The following is a 23,208-nucleotide window of genomic DNA, read 5'->3' as shown; positions in this document are numbered from 1 at the left end:
CCCCATCCTTCGTAGACAGGGGAGTCCGGGCGTAGACAGGGGAGTCCGGGCCGTCGCGCCCGCGTCGGGGCGGACCTGTGGGGGGGGTCGGCCAGACGCGCAGCGGGCCTGGACCGTGCGCTCCGGACGATGGGGCCCCGACGCTACTCCGACGGCGCGGCCGAGCCGGAGGGCGGGGACGGACGGTCGGACCCGGGCACCTGGACGCCCCGGGACAGCGCCAGGACCGCCTCGAAGATCCGCGCCACCGCCTGCGGGTCGAGCGCCTCCTCTTCGGCCCAGCGCCGGCGCTCCTCCAGCAGCGCGCGCTCGCGGGTCCCGTCCCGCACGGGAAGGCTGCGCTCGCCCTTGATCCGCCCGGCCCGACGCGCCAGCTCCGTGCGCCGGGCCAGCCCACGCAACAGCTCGCGATCGATCTCGTCGATCAGGTCGCGCGTGGCCCGCAGCTCCGGCGCAGACGACCCCAGATCGGGGATGTCGAAGCCGCCTTCGTTGCGGTAGGTGGCGGGATCGGTGGCGGCCAGCTCGTCGTGCAGCCGGGCGAGCGCGTCCAGCAGCTCCGCGCGCGCGCCTTCCGCGAACGGGTTCAGCCGCTCGATCGCGTAGAACAGATGTCCCGCGTCCGAACGCACGGCGTCGATGGTGCGGAGCATGGCGCGGAAGGACGGGGGGACGAAGCGCGCGCGCTCCGCCGCTTGTACGTCCAGCATCCCTTTGGCGAGGAAGAACGCGAGCGCATGCGTCCAGGCCATGCTGCGGTCGTGGGCCTCGGCCGCTTCCTCGATCACCTCGCACCCGAGCGAGCGGAAGAGCGCCGCCGCGCGCGCCGCCGCCGCCGGGTGCCGGGCATTGGGGGAGATCACCACCTGGAGCGGGCGCTCGCCGAGCGCGATGGACGACGGGCCGAAGAGGGGGTGGGTCCCCACCCACGGCACATCGTCACCGAGCAGCGCGTCCATGGCCTCCTCCACCGGCGTGCGCACGCTGCTCACGTCGACCACCAGGTCCGTGCCGTCCAGACGCGGCCGCAGCGCGGAGAGGACGTCGCGGAACGACACGACGGGCACGCTCAACACCACGACGCCACCGGGACGGAACGCCGGCCGGTCGGATGTGGGCGCATGCCGGTCGGGGACAGGCACGGAGGGATCGACCGCGACGACGTCGTGACCCGCCGCGTCCAGCAGGTCGGCGAGGGCCCGGCCGAAGCGGCCGTACCCGACGAGTGTGAGGGCTTCGCGCATGTCCGGGGCAATCTGGCGCGGCTGCCCGTGGGAGAGAACCCCACCACCGGGCGCCTCGACCGCCTGCGCCGATCCCGCGAGCTTGAGGCATGGCATTCAAGATCCGGGACGAACACGTCCGCGGGGCCCGTCCCCTGCCGAGCCCGGGCGAGCTCGCCGCCGAGTTGCCCATCCCCGAGCCCGTCGCGGCCCACATGGCCGCCAGCCGCCGGACCCTGCGGGCGCTCCTCGCCGGTGCCGATCCGCGCGCCCTGGTCGTCGTGGGGCCGTGCTCGGTGGACGACCCCGACAGCGCGCTCGACTACGCCCGGCGTCTCCGCCCGGTGGCCGAGCGGCTCTCGGACGTCCTCTACGTGGTGATGCGGGTCTACTTCGAGAAGCCGCGCACGACGATCGGCTGGAAAGGCCTCATCAACGACCCCTACCTGGACGACAGCGGCGACATGGCCGCCGGCCTCCGCATCGCGCGCCGCCTGTTGCTCGACGTGGCCGCGCTCGGGCTGCCCACCGCCACCGAGTTCCTGGAGCCGGTCATCCCGCAGTACATCGCGGAGCTGGTGTCGTGGGCCGCGATCGGTGCCCGCACGACGGAGTCGCCCACCCACCGCCAGCTCGCGTCCGGTCTGTCCATGCCGGTGGGCTTCAAGAACGGGACGGACGGGAGCCTCCAGATCGCGCTGGACGCCATGGTGGCCGCCTCCCACCCGCACCACTTCCTCGGGGTGGATCACGACGGTCGGGTGGCGGTGATCGAGACGACCGGCAACCCCGACCGCCACCTCATCCTGCGGGGAGGATCCGCGCCCAACTACGACACGGATTCGTTGACGGACGCGCGGGCACAGGTGCGCGCGCGCGGCCTCCCCGACCGCATCCTCGTCGACTGCGCCCACGGCAACTCGCGCAAGGACCCGCGCCGCCAGGCCGTCATCGCGCGCGAGCTGGCGGAGCGGCGCGCCGGTGGGGAGGACGCGATCCTGGGGTGGATGGTCGAGAGCTACCTGGAGGAAGGGCGTCAGGACCTCGGGCCGGACCCGTCGGTCCGGGCTCGCGGGCGTTCCCTCACCGACCCCTGTCTGGGGTGGGAGGAGACGGAGGCGATGCTGGAGGCGTGTGCGCGGCGTCTGCGGGGCGATCCCGACGGAGGTGGGACGGGTCGCTGAGTTCCCGTCCGGGCGCAGCGCCGGGTGCGCCCCTCCGGGGGCAGGCGTATCATGAGCCCATGTCGGATTGCCGGCTGCGGCCGGACCCACGGGAGCTTCCATCGATGTCGCCTCGCACTGTGTCCCTCCCCGCGCTGCTGCTCCTGGTCGGAGCGTCCAGCGTCCACGCCCAGACCACGCCCACCGAGATGCAGGCCGCGGCGGGTGTGCTCCAACGCATCGATGCGCTGCAGGCGCGCCTGGACCCTGAGCGGCGCGCCACACGGATGGTGGAGCGCGACGATCGCGTACGCGACGCGCTGCTCGAAGGCGTCGGGACCTGGTGGGACGAGGAGATGCAGGCGCTGTCCGATCACATCGGCCGCACGCCGGAGGTCGGGTGGGAGGAGCACGCCGCGGTGGACACCCTGGTCTCCGTGTTGCGCGCACGCGGATTCCAGGTGGAGGTGGGCGTGGCGGACCTCGAGACCGCGTTCGCGGCGACGTGGACCTCCCCGGGTGGCACCGCCGGCCCCACGTTGGGGCTCATCGGCGAGTACGACGCCCTGCGCGACATCGACGGCGCCTTCCACGGCGACCAGCACAATGCGCAGACGCCCGTGGCACTGGCAGCGGCGTTCGCCCTCCAGGACTACATGTCCGAGCGCCGCGTCCCCGGCACCCTCAAGGTCTTCGGCACGCCGGCGGAGGAGGTGGGTCCTCCCGCGAAGACGATCATGTACGAGGCCGGCGTGTTCGCCGGGACCGATATCCTCGTGCGCAGCCACTCCTCCACGCAGACCGCACGGGCCCGGGCCGGCTTCGGCGTGTGCTGTCTCAACATCAACGAGGTGAAGTACACCTTCACGGGTCGGCCGGCGCACCAGCTCACGTCGTGGAACGGGCGCAACGCGCTCGAGGCCGCCGTGCGCTTCTACTCGTCCGTCAACGGCCTGCGCTCCACCTTCCGGCCCGAGGCGTCCATCCAGGGCGTGATCCCCGAGGGGGGTGTCGCTCCCAACGTGGTACCGGCCCGCGCCGTGGTGGACTACTACATCCGCTATCCGGACGAGGTCTACCTGGCGCACATCACGGACATGATGGACGACGCGGCTCGCGGTGCCGCGCTGGCAACGGGAACGGAAGTCAGCATCGACCGCTACGGCGAGTATCGGGATGGCATCAGCGTGGGATCCCTGGAAGAGCTGTATTTCGCCTACGCCCGCGCGCTCGGCGCCCCCGAGCTCGTCGAGGAGCGGCAGCGGCCGGCGGGGTACGAGGAGACCGGCTACGTCACGCGCGAGATCCCCGGCATCGGTGTGAGCGTGTTCAGCTCGCGCGGCACCTACCACACCAAGGAGATGGAAGCCGATGCCTTCACCGACGTCGGACACCGCGGCTTCCGGCTCGACGCCCAGATCATGGCGGCCATCCTCTACGACTTCCTGAGCGACGCCGACTTCCGGGCCGTGGTGGCGGAGGAGCATGGCACGCTGCAGGGCCTGCTCGGGGAATACCACCAGCGTCTGCGTGAGGTCTACGCACCGGAGATCGGCTCCGGTGGAGGAAGCCGATGAGCCGGCGCGGTGGACGGCCGACGCACCCCCGCGGGACGCGTGCGCGGAGACGCCACCGCGGGAGCGCGCTGCTCCTGCTGGCCTGGGTGGCGGCGTGCGCACCCCCCGAGCGCGAGCAGCCCGCCGATACCATGCGCACCGGTCCGGACGCGGACTCCACGCTGACAGCCATCCGGGCGCAGCGCATCCTGGACGGCCGCGGCGGCGTGCTGGAGAACCGCGACATCGTGATCCGCGACGGCGTGATCGTGGACATCACGCCGCCCGGGCAGAGCGCGGCCGGCCTGGTGCACAACATCGGCCGCCTGACGGTCATGCCCGGTCTCATCGACACGCACGTGCACATCGGGTGGCACTTCGACCGCAGTGGCCGCTCGCAGAGCGCCCAGGTCCCCGAGACCGAGGCGGAGCGCGGCTTCTACATGGCCGAGAACGCCTGGACCACCTTGATGGGCGGGGTGACCACCGCGCAGAGCCTCGGCGCGCCCGAGGACCTGGCGCTGCGCGACGCGCTCGCCCGGGGCGTCATCCCGGGTCCGCGCCTGCTCACCTCCATCAGCCCGGTCACCGAGCGCACCGGCGGACCCGACGAGATCCGCGCGTTCGTGGACTCGATGGCGGCGCGCGGCGCCGACGTGATCAAGGTGTTCGCGTCCGCCAGCATCCGCGACGGAGGCGCGCCCACGCTGTCACAGGAGCAGCTGGACGCCGCGTGCGGCGCCGCCACGGAACGGGGACTCCGCTCGGTGGTGCATGCCCACGGGCCCGAGAGCGCGCAGCGGGCGGCGCGCGCCGGTTGCACCACCGTGGAGCACGGCGCGCTGCTGGATCGCGCCTCGCTGGAGGTGATGGCCGAGCACGGCACCTTCTTCGACCCCAACATCGACCTGGTCTTCCGCAACTACCTGGAGAACAAGGAGCGCTTCCTCGGCATCGGCAACTACACCGAGGAGGGGTTCCGGCAGATGGAGGAGGCCCTGCCGCGCGCCCTGGCCGTCTTCCGCGAGGGGCTGACCGTGCCGGGGCTGCGGATGGTGTTCGGCACGGACGCGGTCGCGGGCGCGCACGGCCGCAACTGGGAGGAGCTGGCGTACCGCGTCCACCAGGGCGGGCAGGCACCCATGGACGCCATCGTATCCGCCACCTCGCTGGCGGCCGAGTCGCTCGGGATGTCCGACCGGATCGGGGCCATCGCCCCCGGGATGGTCGCCGACCTCATCGTCACGCGGGGCGATCCCAGCGAGGACATCGACGCGCTCGGCCGCGTGGAGTGGGTGATGATCGGCGGCCGGATGATCCGCGCGGAGCGGTAGGCGAGGCGTCTGGATGATCCGCACGGAGCGGTAGGCGAGGCGTCCGGATGATCCGCACGGAGCGGTAGGCGAGGCGGCCAACGACGGGGAGGTCCTCCCTCCCCCCTTGAAGCCCGCGCGGCTTGCGCTACTCTATCCGTCGCCGTCGCTTCTCGCGGCTCGCCCCGAGCCGTCCGCGGCGGTCACCGTGCGGGTCCGAGGTCCGCGCATGTTCCTGATTCCGACCGTTCTTCGTCGCAGCCCCATCCACGGCACCGGGGTCTTCGCCGCCGCCGACGTCCCTGCCGGAACGCGGGTGTGGGAGTTCACCTCCGGCATCGACTGGGAGATGACGGCCGACCAGCTCGAGGCGTTCCCCGAGCCCTTCCGCGGCTGGCTGTCCGACCTGGTCTACCAGACGGATGACGGCATGTACGTCCTGTGCGGCGACGCGGGACGCTACATGAACCACTCCTTCGAGCCGAACTGCGACGACCGCGAGGACGGCACCTGGGCCAACCGCGACATCACGGCGGGCGAGGAGCTGACCTGCGACTACCGCAGCTTCGACCTGCGCAGCCGGCTGGACGGCCTCGAGGAGTGGCGCGCGCAGCGAGCCAGCTAGTTCAGGCGCTGCACACGTCGGGCGACCGGACGCGGGTGGGCCGCGGGCCGCGCACCTCCCAACCCTACTCGTCCTGGAGGACGCGGGCCGGGTCGAGGCGCGCGGCCCGGAGCGCGGGACTCAGGCAGGCCAGCCCCGCCACCGCCAGCAGGAGGGCGGACACGCCGACCCAGGTCGCCGGGTCCAGGGGCGAGACGCCGTAGAGCATCCCGCCGACGAGGCGAGTGGCGGGCAACGCGCCCAGCAGGCCGAGCAGGGCACCGATGCCGCCCAACACGAGGCCGCTCCGCAGCACCATGGCCGTGACCGCGCCGCGGCTCGCGCCGAGCGCCATGCGCACGCCCAGCTCGCGCGTCCGCAGGCGCACGCCGTAGGCAAGGACGGCATAGATGCCCGCCGCCGCCAGGATCAGCGCCAGCAGAGCGAACGCGGAGAGCAGCGTCGCGTAGAAGCGCTCCGTGGCGGTGTTCGCGGAGACCAGCGTCGCCACCGGGAACACCGACTGTGGGGGGAGCAGCGGATCCACGTCGACGACCGCCTGCTCGAGCGCGGCCTGGAGCGCATCGGCGCCCGCCTCTCCCCGCGCGACCACCGTGAGGAACGAAAAGCCCGACTGGTGCAGCGGCACGTACATCTCGCGCCGGGGCGATTCGGTGGGTCCGTAGAAGCGCGTATCCTCCACCACCCCCACCACCTCGGCGAAGGCGTCCTGGCGCCAGACGTTCTGGATGCGCTGGCCCACCGCCGACTCTCCGGGCCAGAAGGCCTCGGCCAGCGTCCGATTGACCACGGCCACGAGCGGCCCGCCCCGGTCCTCCGCGGCGAAGAAGCGGCCTTCGCGCACGCGCAGCCCGAGGGCGCGGTCCAGGCCGTCGCTCACCATGCGGAAGTCCACCTGGGCCGCCTCCCCCCAGGGCGTGCCCTCGGACGTGCGGGTCGGCAGGTCGAAGTTGGCCGCCACCGGATCCATGGGCAGGGCGGACGTCAACCCGGCGGCGCTCACCCCGGGAAGGGCGCGCACCCGCTCCAGCAGGCGGTCCTGGTAGGCGCGCTGGGCAGCCCGATCGCTGTAGCGCTCCCCGTCGATGGAGACGCGGGCCGCGACCGTCTGCTCGGGTGTGAAGCCCAGGTCCACGTCTCCGACGGCCCGCACCGTGCGGACGAACAGACCGGCCCCGATGAGCAGCACGGTGGTCAGCCCGAGCTGCAGGACCACCAGGCCGTGCCGCGAGCGGACGTCCCGACCGGTCGTGCGCTGCCCGGCCGTCCCCCGGCCCAGCGAGGCCAGAGCGCGATGGACGCCCTCCAGCGCCGGCCAGAGACCCGCGAGCAGCCCAACGCCGAGCGCCAGGAGCGCCGCGACCAGGACGGTGAGGGGCGACAGCCCGGCCGTCGTGCTGCGAGGCAGGGCCAGCCCCGGCGTGGAGACCACCCACCCGGAGAGCGCCCGGGCCAGGAGCAGCCCTCCCGCGCCGCCCACCCCCGCCAGCAACAGGCTTTCCAGCAGGGGGATGCGCAGGAGCTGCGGGCGTGACGCGCCGAGCGCCGCGCGCACGGCTGTCTCGCGCGTGCGGTCGGAGGCGCGCACCAGGAAGAGCGTGGTGAGATTCACCAGCGCCACCAACACCAGGAGGGCCACGGCGGCGCTCGCGGCCAGCAGACGAGGACGCACCGAACCCACCAGGAACTCGCCGAGTGGCACGGCGTCGGCGCTCCAGCCCCGCGCGGAGGTCGGGTACGTCTCGGCGATCCGCTCCGTGAGCGCGGCCACCTCGCGTGCCGCATCGGCCACGGTCGCACCGGGGGCGAGCCGCCCCACCGCTGTGACGGTGCGCCCGCCGCGATTGGTGGCCTCCTCGGGAACCAGGCCGCTGGGCAGGAAGATCTCCGCGTCCGGGCCGATCAGCTCGAGACGCGGCGGCAGCACCCCCACCACCGTGCGATCCACACCGTCCACCCGGACCGTGCGGCCCACGATGCCGGGATCCTGTCCGAAGCGCCGCGTCCAGTAGCCGTGCGAGAGCAGGAGCGCCGTCGCGGGCGCGCCGTCGACTTCGTCCTCGCGGGCCAGCACGCGCCCCAGGGCCGCCTCGATCCCCAGCACGGCGAACGCGTCGCCGCGGATGCGCACACCGATCAGCTCCTCCGGACGCTCCGGATCCTCGTGCGTCCAGGATCCCCACTCCCACGCGACCAGATCCTGCACGCGCGTGAGCTCGCGCCGCCAATCGTGATAGGTGCCCGTGGACGTGGGCGAGCCTTCGATCCCGTCTGCGGGCATCCGCTCCGCCAGCACCACGAGGGCATCGGGGTCCCGTAGCGCGAGGGGACGGAGCAGGACGTCCCACACCACCCCGAACACGGTGATGGCCGCGCCGAGCGTGAGCGCGATGGTGATCAGGACCCCGCCGGCGAACGCCGGCGCGCGGACGAGCCCCCGACCGACCTGCACCAGGTCCGAGCGCAGGCCGCGCCACGCGCCGCTCGTCCCCGCTCCACCCGCGCGCAGGGTCTGGCGCGCCACGCGGTCGCGGTCGCCGAAGCGCCGCTCCGCCTCCCGCCGCGCCTCCTCCGGGGTCAGCCCCTCGCGCTCGAGCGCGCTGCGCAGCTCGTCGAGGTGGTGCTCCATCTCCTCACGGATGCGCCGCCCTTCTGGATCCGTTCCCATTCCTCACCCCTCCGCGTCCAGGATCCGCTGCACCGCCCACGCCGAGCCCTCCCAGCGCGCGGTCAGTCGTTCGAGCTCCGAGCGGCCTTCGGCCGTCAGCTGGTAGACGCGTGCGCGACGGCCACGCTCGCTGCGCTCCCAGGCGGACCGCAGCCAACCCCGCTTCTCCAGCCGATGGAGTGCGGGATACAGCGCTCCCTCCTCCACGGTGAGGCGATCGCCCGTGATGCGCTCGATCCAGCGCGCGATCCCGAACCCGTGGAGCGGCTCCACCGAGAGCGCCTTGAGGACCAGCATGTCCAGGGTACCGGGAACCAGCTCGACCCGTCCGTCCATTCCATCGCCCCTTCGAGATCCTCGTGCGCCGGCGCCTCCCGCTGGGCTAGGTGGACCCGCGGCGCCTGCGCACGGAGCCTGCGCCCCGCCTGTTGCCTAAACCGCTCAGGGTAAAGCATAAGCGATTTAGGGTACGCCCGCCAGGGCGTACCCGTGGACGGCGTTGGACGGCCGACCCGTGCGGGAGAGGAATGGCCGGACGCGGAGTGCGTCCCGGGACGCCGGGACGCCGGCTAGGGAAAGGCGATCCAGCGCGGCGGATGCCCCTCAGCCTCGAGGAAACGGACCAGCCCGGACGGCGAGACGGCGGTCGTGCGGTCGTTGACGAGGGGATGGAAGTTGAGCGGGTCATGGTCCAGGAGACCCCGGTCCAGGGCCACTCCCACCTCGCGTGCGCGGTCGTTGATCACGCCGAAGGGCGTGACCGACCCCGGCTCCACGCCGAGCGTGCGGAGTAGCCGCTCGGCGCTCCCGAAGGAGAACCGCTTGCAGCCGATCTGGTCGGCCAGCCAGAGCAGATCGACGTCCCGGTCCTCCAGACACGTGAAGAGCCACATCACGCCCTTCTTGTCGCGCAGGAAGAGGTTCTTCACGTGCGCGCCCGGGATGCGCCCCCGCAGACGCTTGGCTTCGTCCACCGTGAAGACGGGTGGGTGCTCGATGGTATGATGGTCGATGCCCAGCGCGTCCAGGCGCGCGAGCAGGTCGGCGGGGGTGGCGGGGAGGGCGCTCTCGCTCATGGTCCGAACACCCCGTGCAGCCGCTCGCGGTAGCGGCGGCTCAGGCGCAGCTCCGTGCCCGAGCGCAACACGACGGTCAGGTCCCCGTGGGACCACGGCTGCAACTCCTGCACGTGGTCCAGGTTCACGATCGTCGAGCGGTGGATGCGCCGGAAGCGCATCTCGGGCAATCGGTCCTCCAACTCCTGCAGGGTCCCCCGCACCAGGTGTACCTCCTTCCCCACGTGCAGCTCGGCATAGTTGCCGGCCGCGGAGATGTATTCCACCCGTTCCACCGGAACGAGGATCATACGCCCGCGCACGCGGACCAGGAACCGTTCGACGATCTGACGCTCCGGGGGCAGTGATGCACGGACGGAGCGCGCGAGACCACCCCGGCGCGGCGCCTCCAGCGCTCGGTCCACGGCCTCCACGAACCGATCCGGGTCCACCGGCTTGAGCAGGTAGTCCACGGCGTGGACGTCGAACGCACGCAGGGCGTGCGCGTCGTGGGCCGTGACGAAGACGACATGGGGCGTGAGGGTCGGGTCGAGCGCGTCCAGGACCCCGAAGCCGTCCAGGCCGGGCATCTGTACGTCCAGGAACACGGTATGGGGCCGCACCGTCTCCAGGGCTGCCACGGCTTCGAGGCCGTCGCGCGCCTCGCCCGCGATGTCCATGCGTCCGTCCTGCTCCAGGAGTCGCCGCAACTTCGCGCGCGCGTGGGGCTCGTCATCCACGATCAGGGCGGTCGGCTTCGTCACGGCTGGCCCTCGACCACGAACGGCACCCGCACCTCGGCGCGCCCGCCACCTCCGTCCGCGACCGTCAGGTCCAACCGCGCCTCCGGTCCGTTCAGCAGGCGCAGTCGTTCGCGTGTGTTGTGCAGACCGATCCCCTCTCCAGGGGCGTCACCACCCCCCGCCTCCGGTCCCGGTCCGTCGTCGTCCACCCGGATCCGCAGATCGCTGCCCACCCGGTCGATGCGGACGTCGATCCGCACGCCCTCGGGTCGGTCGCGTCCTCCGTGCTCGATGGCGTTCTCCACGAGGGGCTGCAGGAGGAAGGGCGGGATGGCGGCTCCCCGGGCCTGCGGTTGCAGCGACACCTGCACGCACAGCCGATCCTCGAAGCGGGCGCGCATGATCTCCAGGTATCGCTCCAGGACCTGCAGCTCCTGCTCGATCGTGATCCGCGACTGCTCCGGAGCCTGCAACGAGAAGCGGAGAAGCTCCGACAGGCGCGAGAGGAGCCGATCGGCGCGCGCCGGATCGCCGTACATCACGGACGAGATCGTGTTCAGGGTGTTGAAGAGGAAGTGCGGCTGCAATTGACCCTGCAGGGCCTGCAGGCGCGCCGCGTGCAAGCTCGCCTCCAAGCGGGCCTGGTGGAGACGCCGCTCCCGCTCGTGCTCCCAGGCCCGGGCGGCGTGCACGAGCGCCACGAGGAGCGCAAAGCCCAGGACATCGTTCGCGCCCTCCATCACGAAGCGGTCCGCGAGCGCACCGTAGTCGTAGAACCCCAGGCCCGCCAGCGGGAACAGCAGCGCTCGCAGCGCCCACATCGTGCAGGTCTTGCCGACCGTATAGACTAGGAAGCCGGCGGCGTAGCGGGGCAACGCTGCCGCCCAGCCGTCCCGGCGCAGGGGCCAGCGGCGGGTGAGCGGCACGATCACGACCACGAACATCGCGATCAGCCCCGCCGAGCCGGTGGTTTCGGAGATGAGCGTGTCGAGGAAGGGTCGGCCGGACCCGGTGGCGCGCGCACCGAAGTGGAAGTACGCGGTCCGGGTGATGGACTCGAGCAGGAAGAAGAGCGCCAACAGGACGAGCGCGGTTCGCCCGGCCCCGGGGGGGCCCGGGGCGGTGCCCTCGGCGCGCTGCGGCTCCGGCGTGGAGGTCATCCCTGAGATTCGGCCACCGCACCCCGCCGGCAAAGGCCTCGGCGTCCCGTTCGTCCCGGCCCTGTCCCGGCCGTCCCTGAACCGTGGTCGCCGGACGGCCGACCCCGCCATCGTTCCCGGACCCGATCCCCGTACGGAGCTCGAGCGCCATGGCCGCCTGTCCCGCCGCATCCACGCGCCGTTCCTTGATCCTCGCTCTCCTTGTCCCCCTCGGGTCGAACGCCTGCAGTCGGGCGGGCGGCGAGGCCCTCCCGCCCGACGTCGAGTGGAAGGCGCACGCGGGGGATGCGGGGGGACGGCGCTGGTCCGACCTCCACGCCATCGACACGTCCAACGTCGACCGACTCGAGGTGGCGTGGAGCGTCCGCGCGGGGGATCTGCCGCCGGAGATGTTCGATCGCGGCTCCCACGGAGCCGACGGGATCCGTCCCGACGGAGAACCCGCCGCCGCGTCCGCTGGCGCCGGCTGCAGTGGCTGCCACGGTCAGGATATCCGGTTCGAGACGACTCCCCTGATGCGCCGGAGCACGCTCTACGTCTCCACTCCGCTCAATCGCGTCCTCGCACTCGATCCCGCAACCGGGGCCGAGCGCTGGGCCTTCGATCCCCATGTCGACGTCGATCACGGATATTCCGAGGACTTCATCTCGCGCGGCGTGTCCGCCTGGGACGATCCCGCCGCCGACGCCAGCACGCCGTGCGGGCGAAGGATCTTCATCGCGACGATCGAGGCGGAGCTCATCGCGCTCGATGCCGATCGCGGCGAGACCTGCGCCGCCTTCGGGCAGGACGGGCGCGTGGATCTCTCGACCGATGTTGCCCTCGGCGGCCGGGCCGTGGACGTTGGCGACTACCTCGTCACGTCCCCGCCGGCCGTGGTGGGCGACGTGCTCGTGGTCGGCTCCGCCATCGGCGACAACCGGCGCAAGGACGTGGAGTCCGGCATCGTGCGGGCCTACGACGTGCGCAGCGGCAGCCTGCTCTGGAGCTTCGATCCCATTCCCCGCTCTCCCGACGCGCCAGGCTGGTCGGGCTGGTCCGAGGAGGCCGCTCGCACGACCGGCGGCGCAAACGTATGGGCGCCCATCTCGGCGGACCTCGAGCGCGGGCTGGTCTTCCTCCCGACCGGCAGCGCCGCTCCCGACTTCTACGGGGGTGAGCGCCCGGGCCGCAATGACTTCGCCAACTCCGTGGTGGCCGTCCGTGCGACGACCGGCGAAGTGGTCTGGTCCTTCCAGGTCGTGCACCACGACCTGTGGGACTACGACGTGGCCTCCCAGCCGATCGTGCTGGACGTGGAGCGCGGCGGCCGGACACTGCCGGCCGTGCTCGTCGGCACCAAGATGGGCCACCTCTTCCTCCTGGACCGCGAGACCGGAGCGCCGCTCGACCCCGTCGAGGAACGCGCGGTGCCGGCCAGCGACGTGCCGGGGGAGCGCGCGTGGCCCACGCAGCCCTTTCCCTCGCTTCCGGCTCTGCACGAGACCGTCCTGACCCCGGACTCCGCGTTCGGCCTGACGGACGAGGAGCGGGCCTTCTGCAGCGGCTGGATCGCTCGCCTGCGGAACGACGGGATCTTCACCCCTCCCTCCCTGGAGGGCTCGCTGCTGTGGCCCGGCTTCGGCGGCGGGATGAACTGGGACGGCGCGGCGTGGGATCCGGTACGGCAGACGCTCATCGTGCCGGTGAAGCGACTGGCCATGTTCGTGCAACTCCATCGGCGGAACGATTTCGAGCGCGGCCTGCGCGACCGCGCGCCCGGGCTCGAATACGCGTCCCAGGGCGGAACCCCGTATGGCATGACGCGCATGCCCCTGGTGGCGCCGAGCGGTCTCCCCTGCTCTCCCCCGCCGTGGTCGAAGCTCGTGGCGGTGGATCTGTCCACCGGAACCCTCCGCTGGGAGCGGCCCCATGGCGGTGTGCCGGAGCGGCTGCTGCCGCAGGGTGTGACGGCTTCTCCAGAGTGGGGCTCACTGACCTTCGGAGGCCCGCTCGCTACCGGGGGTGGGCTGACCTTCATCGCCGGCGGCATGGACGACCGCATCCGTGCCTATGCCACGTCGACCGGTGCCCTCCTCTGGGAGGCGCCGCTGCCGGCGGGTGGGCAGGCCGCCCCCATGACGTATCGCCACAACGGACGGCAGTACGTGGTCATCGCCGCAGGAGGACGTTCCGGGATCGGATCCCCGGGCGACTGGATCGTCGCGTTTGCCCTGCCGGAGTGACGCGACCCACCGGGTCACGAACGAAGCGAGGGGCACCCCGCCGGGGTGCCCCTCGTCGTATCACATGCGGATGAGCCCTGCCGTCAGAAGCTCACCTGCACGCGGGTGTAGATGTAGCGCCCGTTCATGCTCAGACCTGACGAGCTGTCGAACGGGAAGATCCCGCTGAAGTTGTAGCCGTCCGGCACCACGACCGGCTCGGCATTGAGCAGGTTCTCGGCACCGATGGAGAAACGCAGGCCTTCCGTCACCTGGAAGGTGGCGTCCGCGTCCACCACGAAGTGCGGGCCGTTTTCGAGGAAGACGTCCTCGGCCGGTGTGGCGCCCTCTTCCAGGCGGTCGATCTGCTGGCCATACCAGTTGCCGGCCAGCCCCACGTTGAAGCGGTCCTGCACGTAGCGGGTACGGAGCGTGGCGCGGTCGCGCGGACGACCGTTCTCCAGGACGTACTCGTCGCCGCTGTCGAACACCTGGTCCGCGATCTCGGCGATCACGGCCGGCACCTGCACACCCGTGACCTCCACCGAGTTGCGGTTGTACTGGGCCAGGAACTCGAAGTACCGCCCGCCGGCCAGCGCATGCCGGTACCGGCCGGTGACGTCGACACCCTTCGTACGGGTGTCCACCGCGTTGGTGAAGAACTTCACCGTCGGAGCGTTCACGTTCGCCAGGAGGCGCTCGACCGTCGGGCCCTCGAGCGAGCCGGTCAGGATGATCCGGTTGTCGACGTCGATGAGGTAGCCGTCCACCGTGAAGGTCAGACGCTCGATGGGCGTGAACGCCAGACCGCCGGAGAAGTTGACGGACGTCTCCTCCTGCAGCGGCTCGGCGCCCAACGCGCTCGCCTCGGGCGACTCCACCGGGATCTCGCCGATCTCGTACGCCACCTGGTTGCCCGGGTTGTTCGGGTCGGTGCGGAAGCCGGTGGAGACGTGGCTGTAGTAGCTCTGGTTCAGGTTGGGCGCCCGGAAGCCGGTGCTGGCCGCACCGCGCAGGATGAACTGCTCGCTCGCCTGCAGGCGGGCCGCCAGCTTTCCGGTGACCGTGCTGCCGAAGTCACTGTAGTTCTCGAAGCGCGCGGCCGCCGCGATCAGTAGCCGGTCCGTGGCCTCGAGCTCCAGGTCGGCGTAGGCGCCCACGTTGTTCCGCGAAGCGTTGACCTCCTGGTCCGGGCGGAAGCCGGTGAAGACCTGGCTGCCCACCGCAGCGATGCCACCCGAGCGGTTCGGATGGTAGCCGTTCACGTAGGACGCGGGCTCCCCGGCCTCCATCTGGAAGTTGTCCCGCCGGAAGGCGACGCCCAACGCCACGTTCAGCGGCGAGGTGGCGCCCACGTCCACGCCCCGGTTGAAGTCCACCGACACCACTGCCTGATTGGCGATCAGCCTCCCGGCATAGACGTCCGTCTTGTTGGGGATGCCCGGATCATCCGACGTGCCCAGGATGCCGTCCGGCCCCGGCGCCAGGCTCTCGCCCGGTGCGTTGCTGCACTGCATGTCCGTGCACGGCCCCAGCGACACGTTGTGCGTGTCGAAGATGTCCGTGGACAGCGTGTTGCGGCCCCACTGTCCGCTGACGTCGTAGTTCCACTCCCCCGCAAAGCCGCGGACGCCGGTGACCCACATGAAGTCGGTGGCGTCACCCCGGAACTTGGGCAGGAAGCCCAGCGGATGGATCTGCGGCCAGTTGCGGTTGTCCAGGCCGCGCCGGAAGAAGCCGCTGGAGATGTCCCGCCGGTAGGTGTAGCCGCCGAAGGCGTACAGGCTGTGCGTCTGATCCTCGTTCAGCCCGTAGTTCAGGTTGACGAACGCGCCCCCGTTCTTGGTGTCGCCGTCGCCGATGACGTGGTTCGGCTGCGTGACGTCGTTCCGCTTCTGGATGACCTCGCCGATCCCGTCCCCGTTCGTGTCGGCGATGGAATCCGCATCCCCGGGCACGATCTGGTCGCGGGGATCCGGACCGGCCCGGTCCGTCTTGCCGCGCTGCGAGAACATGCCGCTCACCACCAGCGTACCGCGGTCACCGAGTCCGATGCCCGTGCTGCCGGTGAACTCGTAGCGCTCACCATCCGGGTCGAAGTTCTGCGGCCGGTACTGTCCCACCGTGGCGGAGAACTCGGGGGCGTGGATGTCGTCCCGCAGCTGCACGTTGATCACACCCGCGATGGCGTCGGACCCGTACTGGGCCGCGGCGCCGTCACGAAGGATCTCCATGCCGCCCATGGCGGACGGCACGATGGCGTTCATGTCCACACCGGACGAGCCGGCGCCGCCCGACGCGGCACCGAACACGTGCACCACGGCGGTGGAATGACGCCGCTTGCCGTTGATCAGCACCAGCGAGTGGTCGGGGCTCAAGCCCCGCAGCTGGAAGGGACGCACGCCGGACGTGAGGTCGGCGATCTGCGGCCGCGGGAAGTAGATGGCGGGCGACAGCTCCTGCAGGATGGTCGCCACCTCCAGCTGGGGTGTGGCCAGCTGGATCTCATCCCTGCTGTAGACGTCCACCGGCACCGCCAGCTCGTCCGCCGCCGTCACCGCGCGCCGCGAGCCGACCGTGACCGCGACGCCCTCGATGGCCACCGCGGTCTGGGCCAGCCGGAAGTTGTGGGTGACGGTCTGTCCCCCGGTGACGTTGATGGTGACATTCGACGTCTGATACCCCAGCATCTGCACTTCCAACGTGTACGAGCCCGGAGGCACGTTCACGATGAGGAACGCACCGCGTGCGTTCGTGATGCCGCCCTGCCCGGTCCCCGCGAGGCTCACCTGGGCGCCGATGATGGCCGACCCGTCCTCGCCGGTGACCCGGCCGGCCACGGTGCCGTTCTGGGCCTCCGCCACACCGGGCAGAGCCACGAGCAGCGCCGCGGCAAAGAGGAATCGTAGCACTCGAGTCATCCTGCTCCTCCATCCGTGGTTCTCCCCTGCCGATACGGAGCCGTTCGGCTCCGCGAGCTCCTCTACGGCGGCTGATCCGGCTCCGGGGGGGTGAGACGGAGCGCACCGTCAAGACGAGGGAAGACGTATCGGCACCATACGGGGAGGCTTCCCCGTCCTGCAAGGGATCGCGACGGCGTCCAGGGCACGGGTCGGCGAGCCATCCGCCGCGCCTCCCGACGGCGCCCCGGTCGGGACCATCCGGTGGACCGCGGGACGCCCTGCCCGGCGTAGCGGATGCGCGTTTCCGTTCGGTCGGAAGCGTCCTAGCTTGGTCCGTCCACCGAGCCCGGCTGCGTAACCTCCGGCCCCGCGCGATCCATGCCCGTCCGTCCCCGGCATCGTCCGATCGTGCTGGTGCTTCTGCAGCGACGATCGACACGGACAAGGGATGCGGAGATGGCGCACGTCCCCACGCCGGCAGGAGGCCCGTGATGGCGTCCCGAACGCACGGCTCGGCCTACACCCGCATCTACCGCGTCGTGCGCGCCATCCCTGCGGGTCGGGTCTCCACCTACGGGGACGTGGCACGCCAGGCCGGGCTCCCGGGCCATGCCCGCCAGGTCGGATACGCGCTGGCGGCCCTGCCCGACGACTCCGACGTGCCCTGGCACCGGGTGGTGAATGCGCGGGGCGAGATCAGCCGCCGGAGCGCCGGACCGCTGTCGGAGCGGATCCAGCACGCCTTGCTCCGGCAGGAAGGGGTGCGCTTCGCTGCGAACGGTCGCATCGACCTGGAGCGCTACGGCAGCTCCGCGTCCTGATCGTCGGGGCGCAGCACGCGCCGGACCATGCGCTCGGCGTGCAGCGGCACCCCCACCAGCTCGGTCTCCAGACCCGCGTCGCGCGCGTCATCGAGGATACGACGCAGCGCGAGCGCACCCGACAGGTCGATCCGGCCCAGGCCCTTGAGATCCACCCGCAGCTTGCGCGCCCCCTCGTACTGGGAGAGCGCCCACAACAGCTCCGGCTCCACGAAGGGAGCGGACGCGAACCACAGGACGCCCTGAGGGGCCACGTGGACGACGTCCCCCTCGATCTGGACGTTGGGCTCCAGGCGCAGCTCCCGCCACGCATGCACGACCAGCGAAGTGGCGATTCCCACCACGACCGCCAGGTCGATGCGCGGTGCGAACAGCAGGGTGGTGGCGAAGGTGGTGAGCGCCACGAGTCCCTGGGAGACCGAGAGCGACATCACGCGCGCCATGGTCTTCAGATCGATGAGCCCCCAGGTGGCGGTCAGCACGATGGCGGCCAGCGTGGCGCTGGGAAGCGCCGCCACCACCCCGGCGAACGGAAGGAACCCCAGGACGGCCGCGCCGGTGACGAACCCCGTCCAGCGGGTACGTCCGCCGCTGGAGCGGCCCAGGCTGCTGCGCGCGAAGGAGCCGCCGACGGGGTAGCCGGACACCAGGCCCGCGGCCAGGTTCGCCACCCCCTGCCCCAGGAACTCGCGATCCGGATCCCAGTGCTGCCGGTCGCGGGTGGCGTACGTGCGGGCGATGGCCGCCACGTCCGCGAATCCCACCAGGGAGATCACCACGCCCGGCAGCAGCAGCGCCGGAAGCGCCGTCCAGGGCAGGCGCAGCGTGACGGGCGGCAGCCCGGCATCGATGCCGCCGAGCACGGGTCCGGTGTAGCCGAGGAAGTGCGAGTAGAGCAACGCGCCCAGCGCGGCGACCAGCACACCCGGCACGCGGGGTGAGAGGCGGCGCAGCCCCACGATGATCGCCATGGAGACCATCCCCACCACCACCGCCGACCCCGACCACGCCGAAGGCTCCACCAGCGCGGCCACCGCGTCCGCCAGCACACCACCGCCGGCGCGCCGCACGCCCAGGAGCGCCGGGAGCTGCGAGGCCGCGATCAGCACGGACGCGCCCGTCATGAAGCCCAGGATGACGGGCTGCGACATCAGGTACGAGATCCACCCCACGCGGAACAGCCCGATCAGCAGGCGCGCCAGCCCCACCACGATCGCCAGCAGCGCGGCCAGGCCCACGTAGCGCTCGCTCCCCACCGGAGCGAGTTGCACGAGCGCCCCCAGGGTGAGCAGCGACGTGACGGCCACGGGACCGGTCTGCAGGAACGGGGAGGATGCCAGGAGCGCGGCGGCGAGCGGCGCTGCCGCCGCGGCCCACAGCCCATGGTGCCCGGGCAGCCCCGCCAGCTCGGCGTAGGCCAGGGACTGCGGGACCAGCACCAGCGCGACGCTCACGCCGGCGACGATGTCGTGCCAGGAGAAGCGCGCCTTCAGCGCTCCTCCTCGGCGAGCCGATAGGCCTCCCGCTCCGGCCGCACGGGACGGAGCAGCCAGTGCGGACGGCGGGTCCCGTCCGGCGAATGGCGGGACGCGGGGCGCGCCAGCGCGAGCCATTCGTCGAAGACCGCGCGCGAGCGCTCCAGGTCCACGTGCACGTCCCCGTAGCGGTCCTCCGGCTCGGCGCGCCGGACCCGCACCGCCTGATGCCAGCAGTGGGCGCCGGAGACCGGATCCGGCTGCACGCCGAACGTGAGGTTCTGGTGCACCCCGGCGTCCGTCCACCAGATGCGCCGCGTGTCGGGGTCGTCCGAGTCGAAGGGACCCGGCGTCCCGGTCTGGCGCAGGCTACGCGCCGATCCGCCACCGCCCAGGGACACGGTGGCCATGGCGGCCCGCTGGCCGGGCCCGTCCAGGCGCCACCGCCCCATGTGGTGGGAGCACGCCACCACGCCCGGGTGCAGGCCCTCCGTGACCCAGGCGCGCACCACGAAGTGCCCGATGCGGGTCTCCACGCGTACCAGGTCCCCCGTTCGCACACCGATCTCCGCGGCCCGCTCGGGGTGCATCCACAACGGGTTGGAGTGCGCGATCTCGTCCAGCCACTTCGCGTTGGCGCTGCGGGTGTGGATGTGCACCGGCAACCGGAAGGTGGCGATGAGGGGCACCTGCCCCGGCTCGAGCCGCTCCGGATGGATGTGGCTCTTGACGTAGGTCGGCACGGCCAGCTCGGGCCAGCCCCATTCCGCCAGGGTGCGGCTCCAGAACTCCAGGCGTCCGCTCGGCGTCGGAAAGCCGCGCAGGATCTCGCCGTCCACGTCGATCCCGACCGGACGGCGTCCCTCGGTGTCCGCGTCCGGAACGGGCAGGGGGACCACGTTGGCCGTGGCGGGCTTGGGCGCACGCGTGTAGACCCGACCGCGGGCATCCACGTGCACGTCGTCGAGCTCGTCGGGCGGGACGGGCTGCTGGTAGAGCGTGCCCACGCCGCGGCTCACCTCGAAGGCACCATAGCGGCGCATGTACTGCAACGGCGTCAGCCCTTCGCGGGCCGCGACCTCCGGTAGACCGGGCACGGAGTTCGCGAAGGCCCAGCCGTAGTATTCGTCCAGCCCGAGCTTCTCCCCCGGTCGCTCCCGGGACTCGAAGAAGGGGCGGATGCCGAGCGCCCCGTCCGGGTCCACCCGCCACGACAGGTCGATCCAGAACTCGTTCTCCTCCCACACCTCACCGGGATTGACCTCGCGGGTGTCGGCCACGCTCTGGCCGGCGCGGGTGCGTGCTTCGCGCAGCACCGGCTGCCGGAAGGCGATCCACTGGCCGTCGTACTGCTCGTACGACGTCAGATCGTGGCGCTCGGAGGACAGCCCCATGGGGAGCACGTAGTCCGCGAAGTACGCGGTCTCGTTCCAGGTGGGCGTCAACGCCACGTGCAGACCCACCCGCTCGGCGTCCGTCAGCATCTCGATCCAGCTGAAGCCGTCCGGGTTGGTCCAGACCGGGTTGTAGACGCGCGAGAAGTAGACGTCGAGCGGTCGCTCCCGCCGCCGCATCAGGTGGGGCAGCAGGAAGGACATCTCCATGTGCGCGAGCGGGTACTCGTCGGGCCACGTGGTGTCGTTCCAGGTCCGCGGGTGTCGCGGCAGGTGGATGGGCCGGGGCACGTACTTGTTCCACGCGTTGGGATACGTCCCGCCCGGCACGGCCACCGCGCCCAGGAGGGCGTTGAGCAGGAACAGCGTACGCGCGGCCTGCCAACCCCCCAGGTTGCCCGCGGAGGCGGAACGCCAGGTGTGACTGGCCAGACGCGGTCCGGCACCGGCCACCACAGCGGCGACCTCTTCCAGCACCGAGGCGTCGATCCCGGATTCGGCGGACGCGAAGGCGAAGGTGTACTCCGCGTAGCGCTCCACGAGCGCCTCGTGGAAGCGCTCGAACGTCGGCTCACGCCCCGGCTCGGTCTCCTGCAGGTACTCGCGCCAGTTCCACCAGCGACGCACGAACTCCGCGTCGTAGCGCTCCGTCCGGATCATCCAGGAGGCGATGGCCAGGAAGATGGCGGCCTCGGAGCCCGGGTAGGGAGACAGCCAGTGATCGGCGTGCGTGGCCGTGTTGGACAGGCGGGTGTCCAGCACGATCACCTTGGCCCCGCGCGCCTTCCCCTCCATGATCCGCTGGGCGTGCGGGTTGAAGTAGTGCCCCGCCTCCAGGTGGCTGGAGAGCAGCAGGATCACGTCGGCGTTCTGATGGTCCGGGCTGGGCCGGTCGATGCCCATCCAGAACGCGTAGCCGGTGCGCGCTCCCGCCGAACAGATGTTGGTATGGGAGTTGTGGCCGTCGATGCCCCACTGCGCGATGACGCGCTCGGTGAAGCCGTCCTCACCGGGGCGGCCCACGTGGTACATCACGTCCTCCCCGCGTCCGTCCTGCAGGGCCTTGCGGATGCGGGCCGCGATGTCGTCCAGGGCCTCGTCCCACCCCACGCGCTCCCACCGGCCCTCGCCGCGCGCGCCCACCCGCTTCAGGGGATGCAGGATGCGGTCGGCATCCTGGAGCTGATTGAGCGTGGCCGGTCCCTTGGCGCAGTTGCGGCCGCGCGATCCCGGATGCTCCGGATTCCCTTCCAGCTTCCGGACGCGGCCGGTCTCCTGGTCCACGTAGGCAAGCAGGCCGCACGCGGATTCGCAGTTGAAGCAGGTCGTGGGCACGAGCGTGTAGCGACGTTCCATGCGCTTCGGCCAGGCCTGCGCGTCCAGCTCGGTCCAGTCGTCCCAGCGCTCCTTGGGGGGAAAGGGTCGCAGTGGCGTCATGCCGGGTGCACCGCCTGCGGCGCCCAGGCCGCGAACTCGTCGTCCACGTAGACGGCGCGGTAGCCGTCACGCTCCAGGAGGGCGGTGGCGGGCGCGGCCCGCGCGCCGGTGCGGCAGTACACGAGCACCTCGCGGTCCTTCGGCACCTCGCCTTCGCGAAGCCGCAGGCGCGTATGCGCGATGTTGAGCGCACCGGGGACATGGCCGGCTTCGTATTCATCCAGACGGCGTACGTCCAGCGTCAGCGCTCCCGCGCGGTGGCGGCGCCGTTCCAGCTCCGCCATGTCGATGACGTCCGTGGAGACCAGATCCGTCGCGTCCGCCAGCAGGGAGGGATCCGCCCAGCCGGGGACGTGGTCGTATCCGATGCGGACCAGGTCCAGCACCGCCTCCTGCACCCGTTCCTCGTCCACGATCAGCACCACCTTCTGCTCGAGCGTCACGTACGACCCGACGATGGTGGGGAAGGTCTTGTCCAGCGGCGCGTAGAGGCTGCCTGCCAGGTGTCCGCGCATCCACGCCGCGCGATCGGCGCGCGTGTCCACGACCACCGTGCCGGGGTCGGCGACGGCGGCGCGCAGGCCGGCCGCATCCAGGCGGCCCGGCTCCGGCAGCGCGCCCAGCAGCGGCGGCCCGTCCCGGTTCAGTCGCTTCATCTCCGCGAAGTACACCGGCGGCTCCGGTTGCCCGCTCAGGATGTAGTCCACGAACTCCTGCTCGGAGCGCTGTACCACGTCCAGCGCGGCGCTGAAGCGCCGCTCGTAGCCCACGGTGGACTCGGGGACGGCACCCAGGGCCTTGCCGCAGGCGCTGCCGGCCCCGTGGCCGGGCCAGACCTGGAGCCAGTCGGGAAGCTCCAGGAAGCGCGTGGCGGAGGCGAACAGACGACGCGCGGAAGGCTCCATCGCCCCGGCCACACCCGCCGCGGTCTCCAGCAGGTCGGGGCGGCCCAGGTCGCCGACGAAGACGAAGTCCCCCGACGCGATCCCCATGGGCTCGCTGGCGCCTCCGCCTTCGTCCGTGACGAGGAAGCTCAGGTGCTCGGGTGTGTGGCCGGGCGTGTGCACCGCTTCGAGGCGGATGTGGCCGACGTGGAAGGCGTCCCCGTGACGCAGCCAGCGCACGTCGTGACGCGCGGGATCGGGCCACGTGTACTCCCAGCCCTCTCCTCCTTCGGCCGACAGCCAGGCCGTCACCCCATGCGCCTCCACCAGCTCCCGCACGCCCGAGAGGAAGTCGGCGTGGATGTGGGTCTCCGTGGCCGCGACCAGCCGGAGCCCTTCGTCCGCCGCGATGCGACGGTAGCGCTCCACGTCCCGCATGGGATCGATCACGAGGGCTTCGCCGGTGCGCTGGCAGCCGACCAGGTAGGCGTACTGCGCCAGCTTCTCCTCGAAGATCTGTCGGAAGAACATGGGTCCTCGTCGGTGGACGTCCCGCGTATGCCAGGACCGCGCCTGCCTCCAGA

16 protein-coding genes are annotated in these 23,208 nt (G+C 71.6%); 6 read left to right on the top strand and 10 right to left on the bottom strand.

Annotated features, from left to right (window positions below; all coding sequences use genetic code 11):
- Positions 1–143 precede the first annotated feature (143 nt).
- Positions 144–1,340, bottom strand: coding sequence for a prephenate dehydrogenase/arogenate dehydrogenase family protein (locus R3E98_08425; GenBank protein ID MEZ4423419.1), 1,197 nt, complete (start codon positions 1,338–1,340; stop codon positions 144–146).
- On the opposite strand from R3E98_08425, the gene R3E98_08420 reads away from it, so the two are divergent.
- The 4 genes from R3E98_08420 to R3E98_08405 all read left to right on the top strand — a co-directional run bounded on the left by R3E98_08420 (position 1,334) and on the right by R3E98_08405 (position 5,880).
- Complete coding sequence (locus R3E98_08420) at positions 1,334–2,407, top strand: 3-deoxy-7-phosphoheptulonate synthase (GenBank protein ID MEZ4423418.1); 1,074 nt, start codon at positions 1,334–1,336, stop codon at positions 2,405–2,407. The two genes, R3E98_08425 and R3E98_08420, sit on opposite strands and share 7 nt — an antisense overlap.
- 104 nt (positions 2,408–2,511) lie before the next feature.
- On the top strand, positions 2,512–3,963 hold the full coding sequence (locus R3E98_08415; protein MEZ4423417.1) for a peptidase dimerization domain-containing protein: 1,452 nt from the start codon (positions 2,512–2,514) through the stop codon (positions 3,961–3,963).
- Positions 3,960–5,276 carry an amidohydrolase family protein gene (locus R3E98_08410; GenBank protein MEZ4423416.1) on the top strand — a complete coding sequence of 439 codons (1,317 nt, stop codon included), beginning with the start codon at positions 3,960–3,962 and terminating at the stop codon, positions 5,274–5,276. The genes R3E98_08415 and R3E98_08410 overlap by 4 nt, the downstream gene beginning before the upstream one ends.
- 208 nt (positions 5,277–5,484) lie before the next feature.
- Positions 5,485–5,880 carry an SET domain-containing protein-lysine N-methyltransferase gene (locus tag R3E98_08405; GenBank protein MEZ4423415.1) on the top strand — a complete coding sequence of 132 codons (396 nt, stop codon included), beginning with the start codon at positions 5,485–5,487 and terminating at the stop codon, positions 5,878–5,880.
- 64 nt (positions 5,881–5,944) lie between these two features.
- On the opposite strand, the gene R3E98_08400 is transcribed toward R3E98_08405, so the two are convergent.
- The 5 genes from R3E98_08400 to R3E98_08380 form a co-directional block, all read right to left on the bottom strand.
- Positions 5,945–8,548: an ADOP family duplicated permease gene (locus R3E98_08400; GenBank protein ID MEZ4423414.1), complete on the bottom strand. Its 2,604-nt coding sequence runs from the start codon at positions 8,546–8,548 to the stop codon at positions 5,945–5,947.
- Between the two features lie 3 nt (positions 8,549–8,551).
- The gene (locus R3E98_08395; GenBank protein ID MEZ4423413.1) at positions 8,552–8,884 is read right to left on the bottom strand and encodes a PadR family transcriptional regulator; all 333 of its coding nucleotides are present in this window, start codon (positions 8,882–8,884) and stop codon (positions 8,552–8,554) included.
- Positions 8,885–9,117: 233 nt separating this feature from the next.
- Positions 9,118–9,624 carry a prolyl-tRNA synthetase associated domain-containing protein gene (locus tag R3E98_08390; GenBank protein ID MEZ4423412.1) on the bottom strand — a complete coding sequence of 169 codons (507 nt, stop codon included), beginning with the start codon at positions 9,622–9,624 and terminating at the stop codon, positions 9,118–9,120.
- On the bottom strand, positions 9,621–10,367 hold the full coding sequence (locus R3E98_08385; GenBank protein ID MEZ4423411.1) for a LytTR family DNA-binding domain-containing protein: 747 nt from the start codon (positions 10,365–10,367) through the stop codon (positions 9,621–9,623). Before R3E98_08385 ends, R3E98_08390 begins: the two co-directional genes overlap by 4 nt.
- Positions 10,364–11,506, bottom strand: a complete 1,143-nt coding sequence (locus R3E98_08380; protein MEZ4423410.1) for a histidine kinase — start codon at positions 11,504–11,506, stop codon at positions 10,364–10,366. The genes R3E98_08385 and R3E98_08380 overlap by 4 nt, the downstream gene beginning before the upstream one ends.
- Before the next feature lie 149 nt (positions 11,507–11,655).
- Between R3E98_08380 and R3E98_08375 the strand changes: the two genes are divergently transcribed.
- Entirely contained in the window at positions 11,656–13,731 is a 2,076-nt protein-coding gene (locus R3E98_08375) for a pyrroloquinoline quinone-dependent dehydrogenase (GenBank protein ID MEZ4423409.1), read from the top strand.
- A gap of 83 nt (positions 13,732–13,814) precedes the next feature.
- On the opposite strand, the gene R3E98_08370 is transcribed toward R3E98_08375, so the two are convergent.
- Positions 13,815–16,631, bottom strand: coding sequence for a TonB-dependent receptor (locus R3E98_08370; GenBank protein ID MEZ4423408.1), 2,817 nt, complete (start codon positions 16,629–16,631; stop codon positions 13,815–13,817).
- A 473-nt stretch (positions 16,632–17,104) separates the two neighbouring features.
- Here R3E98_08370 and R3E98_08365 point away from each other — a divergent pair, with 473 nt between their 5' ends.
- Positions 17,105–17,434, top strand: a complete 330-nt coding sequence (locus R3E98_08365; GenBank protein MEZ4423407.1) for an MGMT family protein — start codon at positions 17,105–17,107, stop codon at positions 17,432–17,434.
- Here the strand turns inward: R3E98_08365 and R3E98_08360 are convergent.
- The 3 genes from R3E98_08360 to R3E98_08350 are packed head-to-tail and all read right to left on the bottom strand — an operon-like array spanning position 17,413 to position 23,155.
- The gene (locus R3E98_08360) at positions 17,413–18,900 is read right to left on the bottom strand and encodes a SulP family inorganic anion transporter (protein ID MEZ4423406.1); all 1,488 of its coding nucleotides are present in this window, start codon (positions 18,898–18,900) and stop codon (positions 17,413–17,415) included. The two genes, R3E98_08365 and R3E98_08360, sit on opposite strands and share 22 nt — an antisense overlap.
- Positions 18,901–18,923: 23 nt before the next feature.
- Positions 18,924–21,740 carry a molybdopterin-dependent oxidoreductase gene (locus R3E98_08355; GenBank protein ID MEZ4423405.1) on the bottom strand — a complete coding sequence of 939 codons (2,817 nt, stop codon included), beginning with the start codon at positions 21,738–21,740 and terminating at the stop codon, positions 18,924–18,926.
- Positions 21,737–23,155: a rhodanese-like domain-containing protein gene (locus R3E98_08350; GenBank protein ID MEZ4423404.1), complete on the bottom strand. Its 1,419-nt coding sequence runs from the start codon at positions 23,153–23,155 to the stop codon at positions 21,737–21,739. Before R3E98_08350 ends, R3E98_08355 begins: the two co-directional genes overlap by 4 nt.
- Between the last annotated feature and the right edge of the window lie 53 nt (positions 23,156–23,208).

The sequence above is a fragment of the Gemmatimonadota bacterium genome (assembly GCA_041390125.1).
In the GTDB taxonomy this organism is placed as follows: Bacteria; Gemmatimonadota; Gemmatimonadetes; order Longimicrobiales; family Gaopeijiaceae; genus JAGQIF01.
This window is presented reverse-complemented; position numbering and strand designations above follow the sequence as displayed.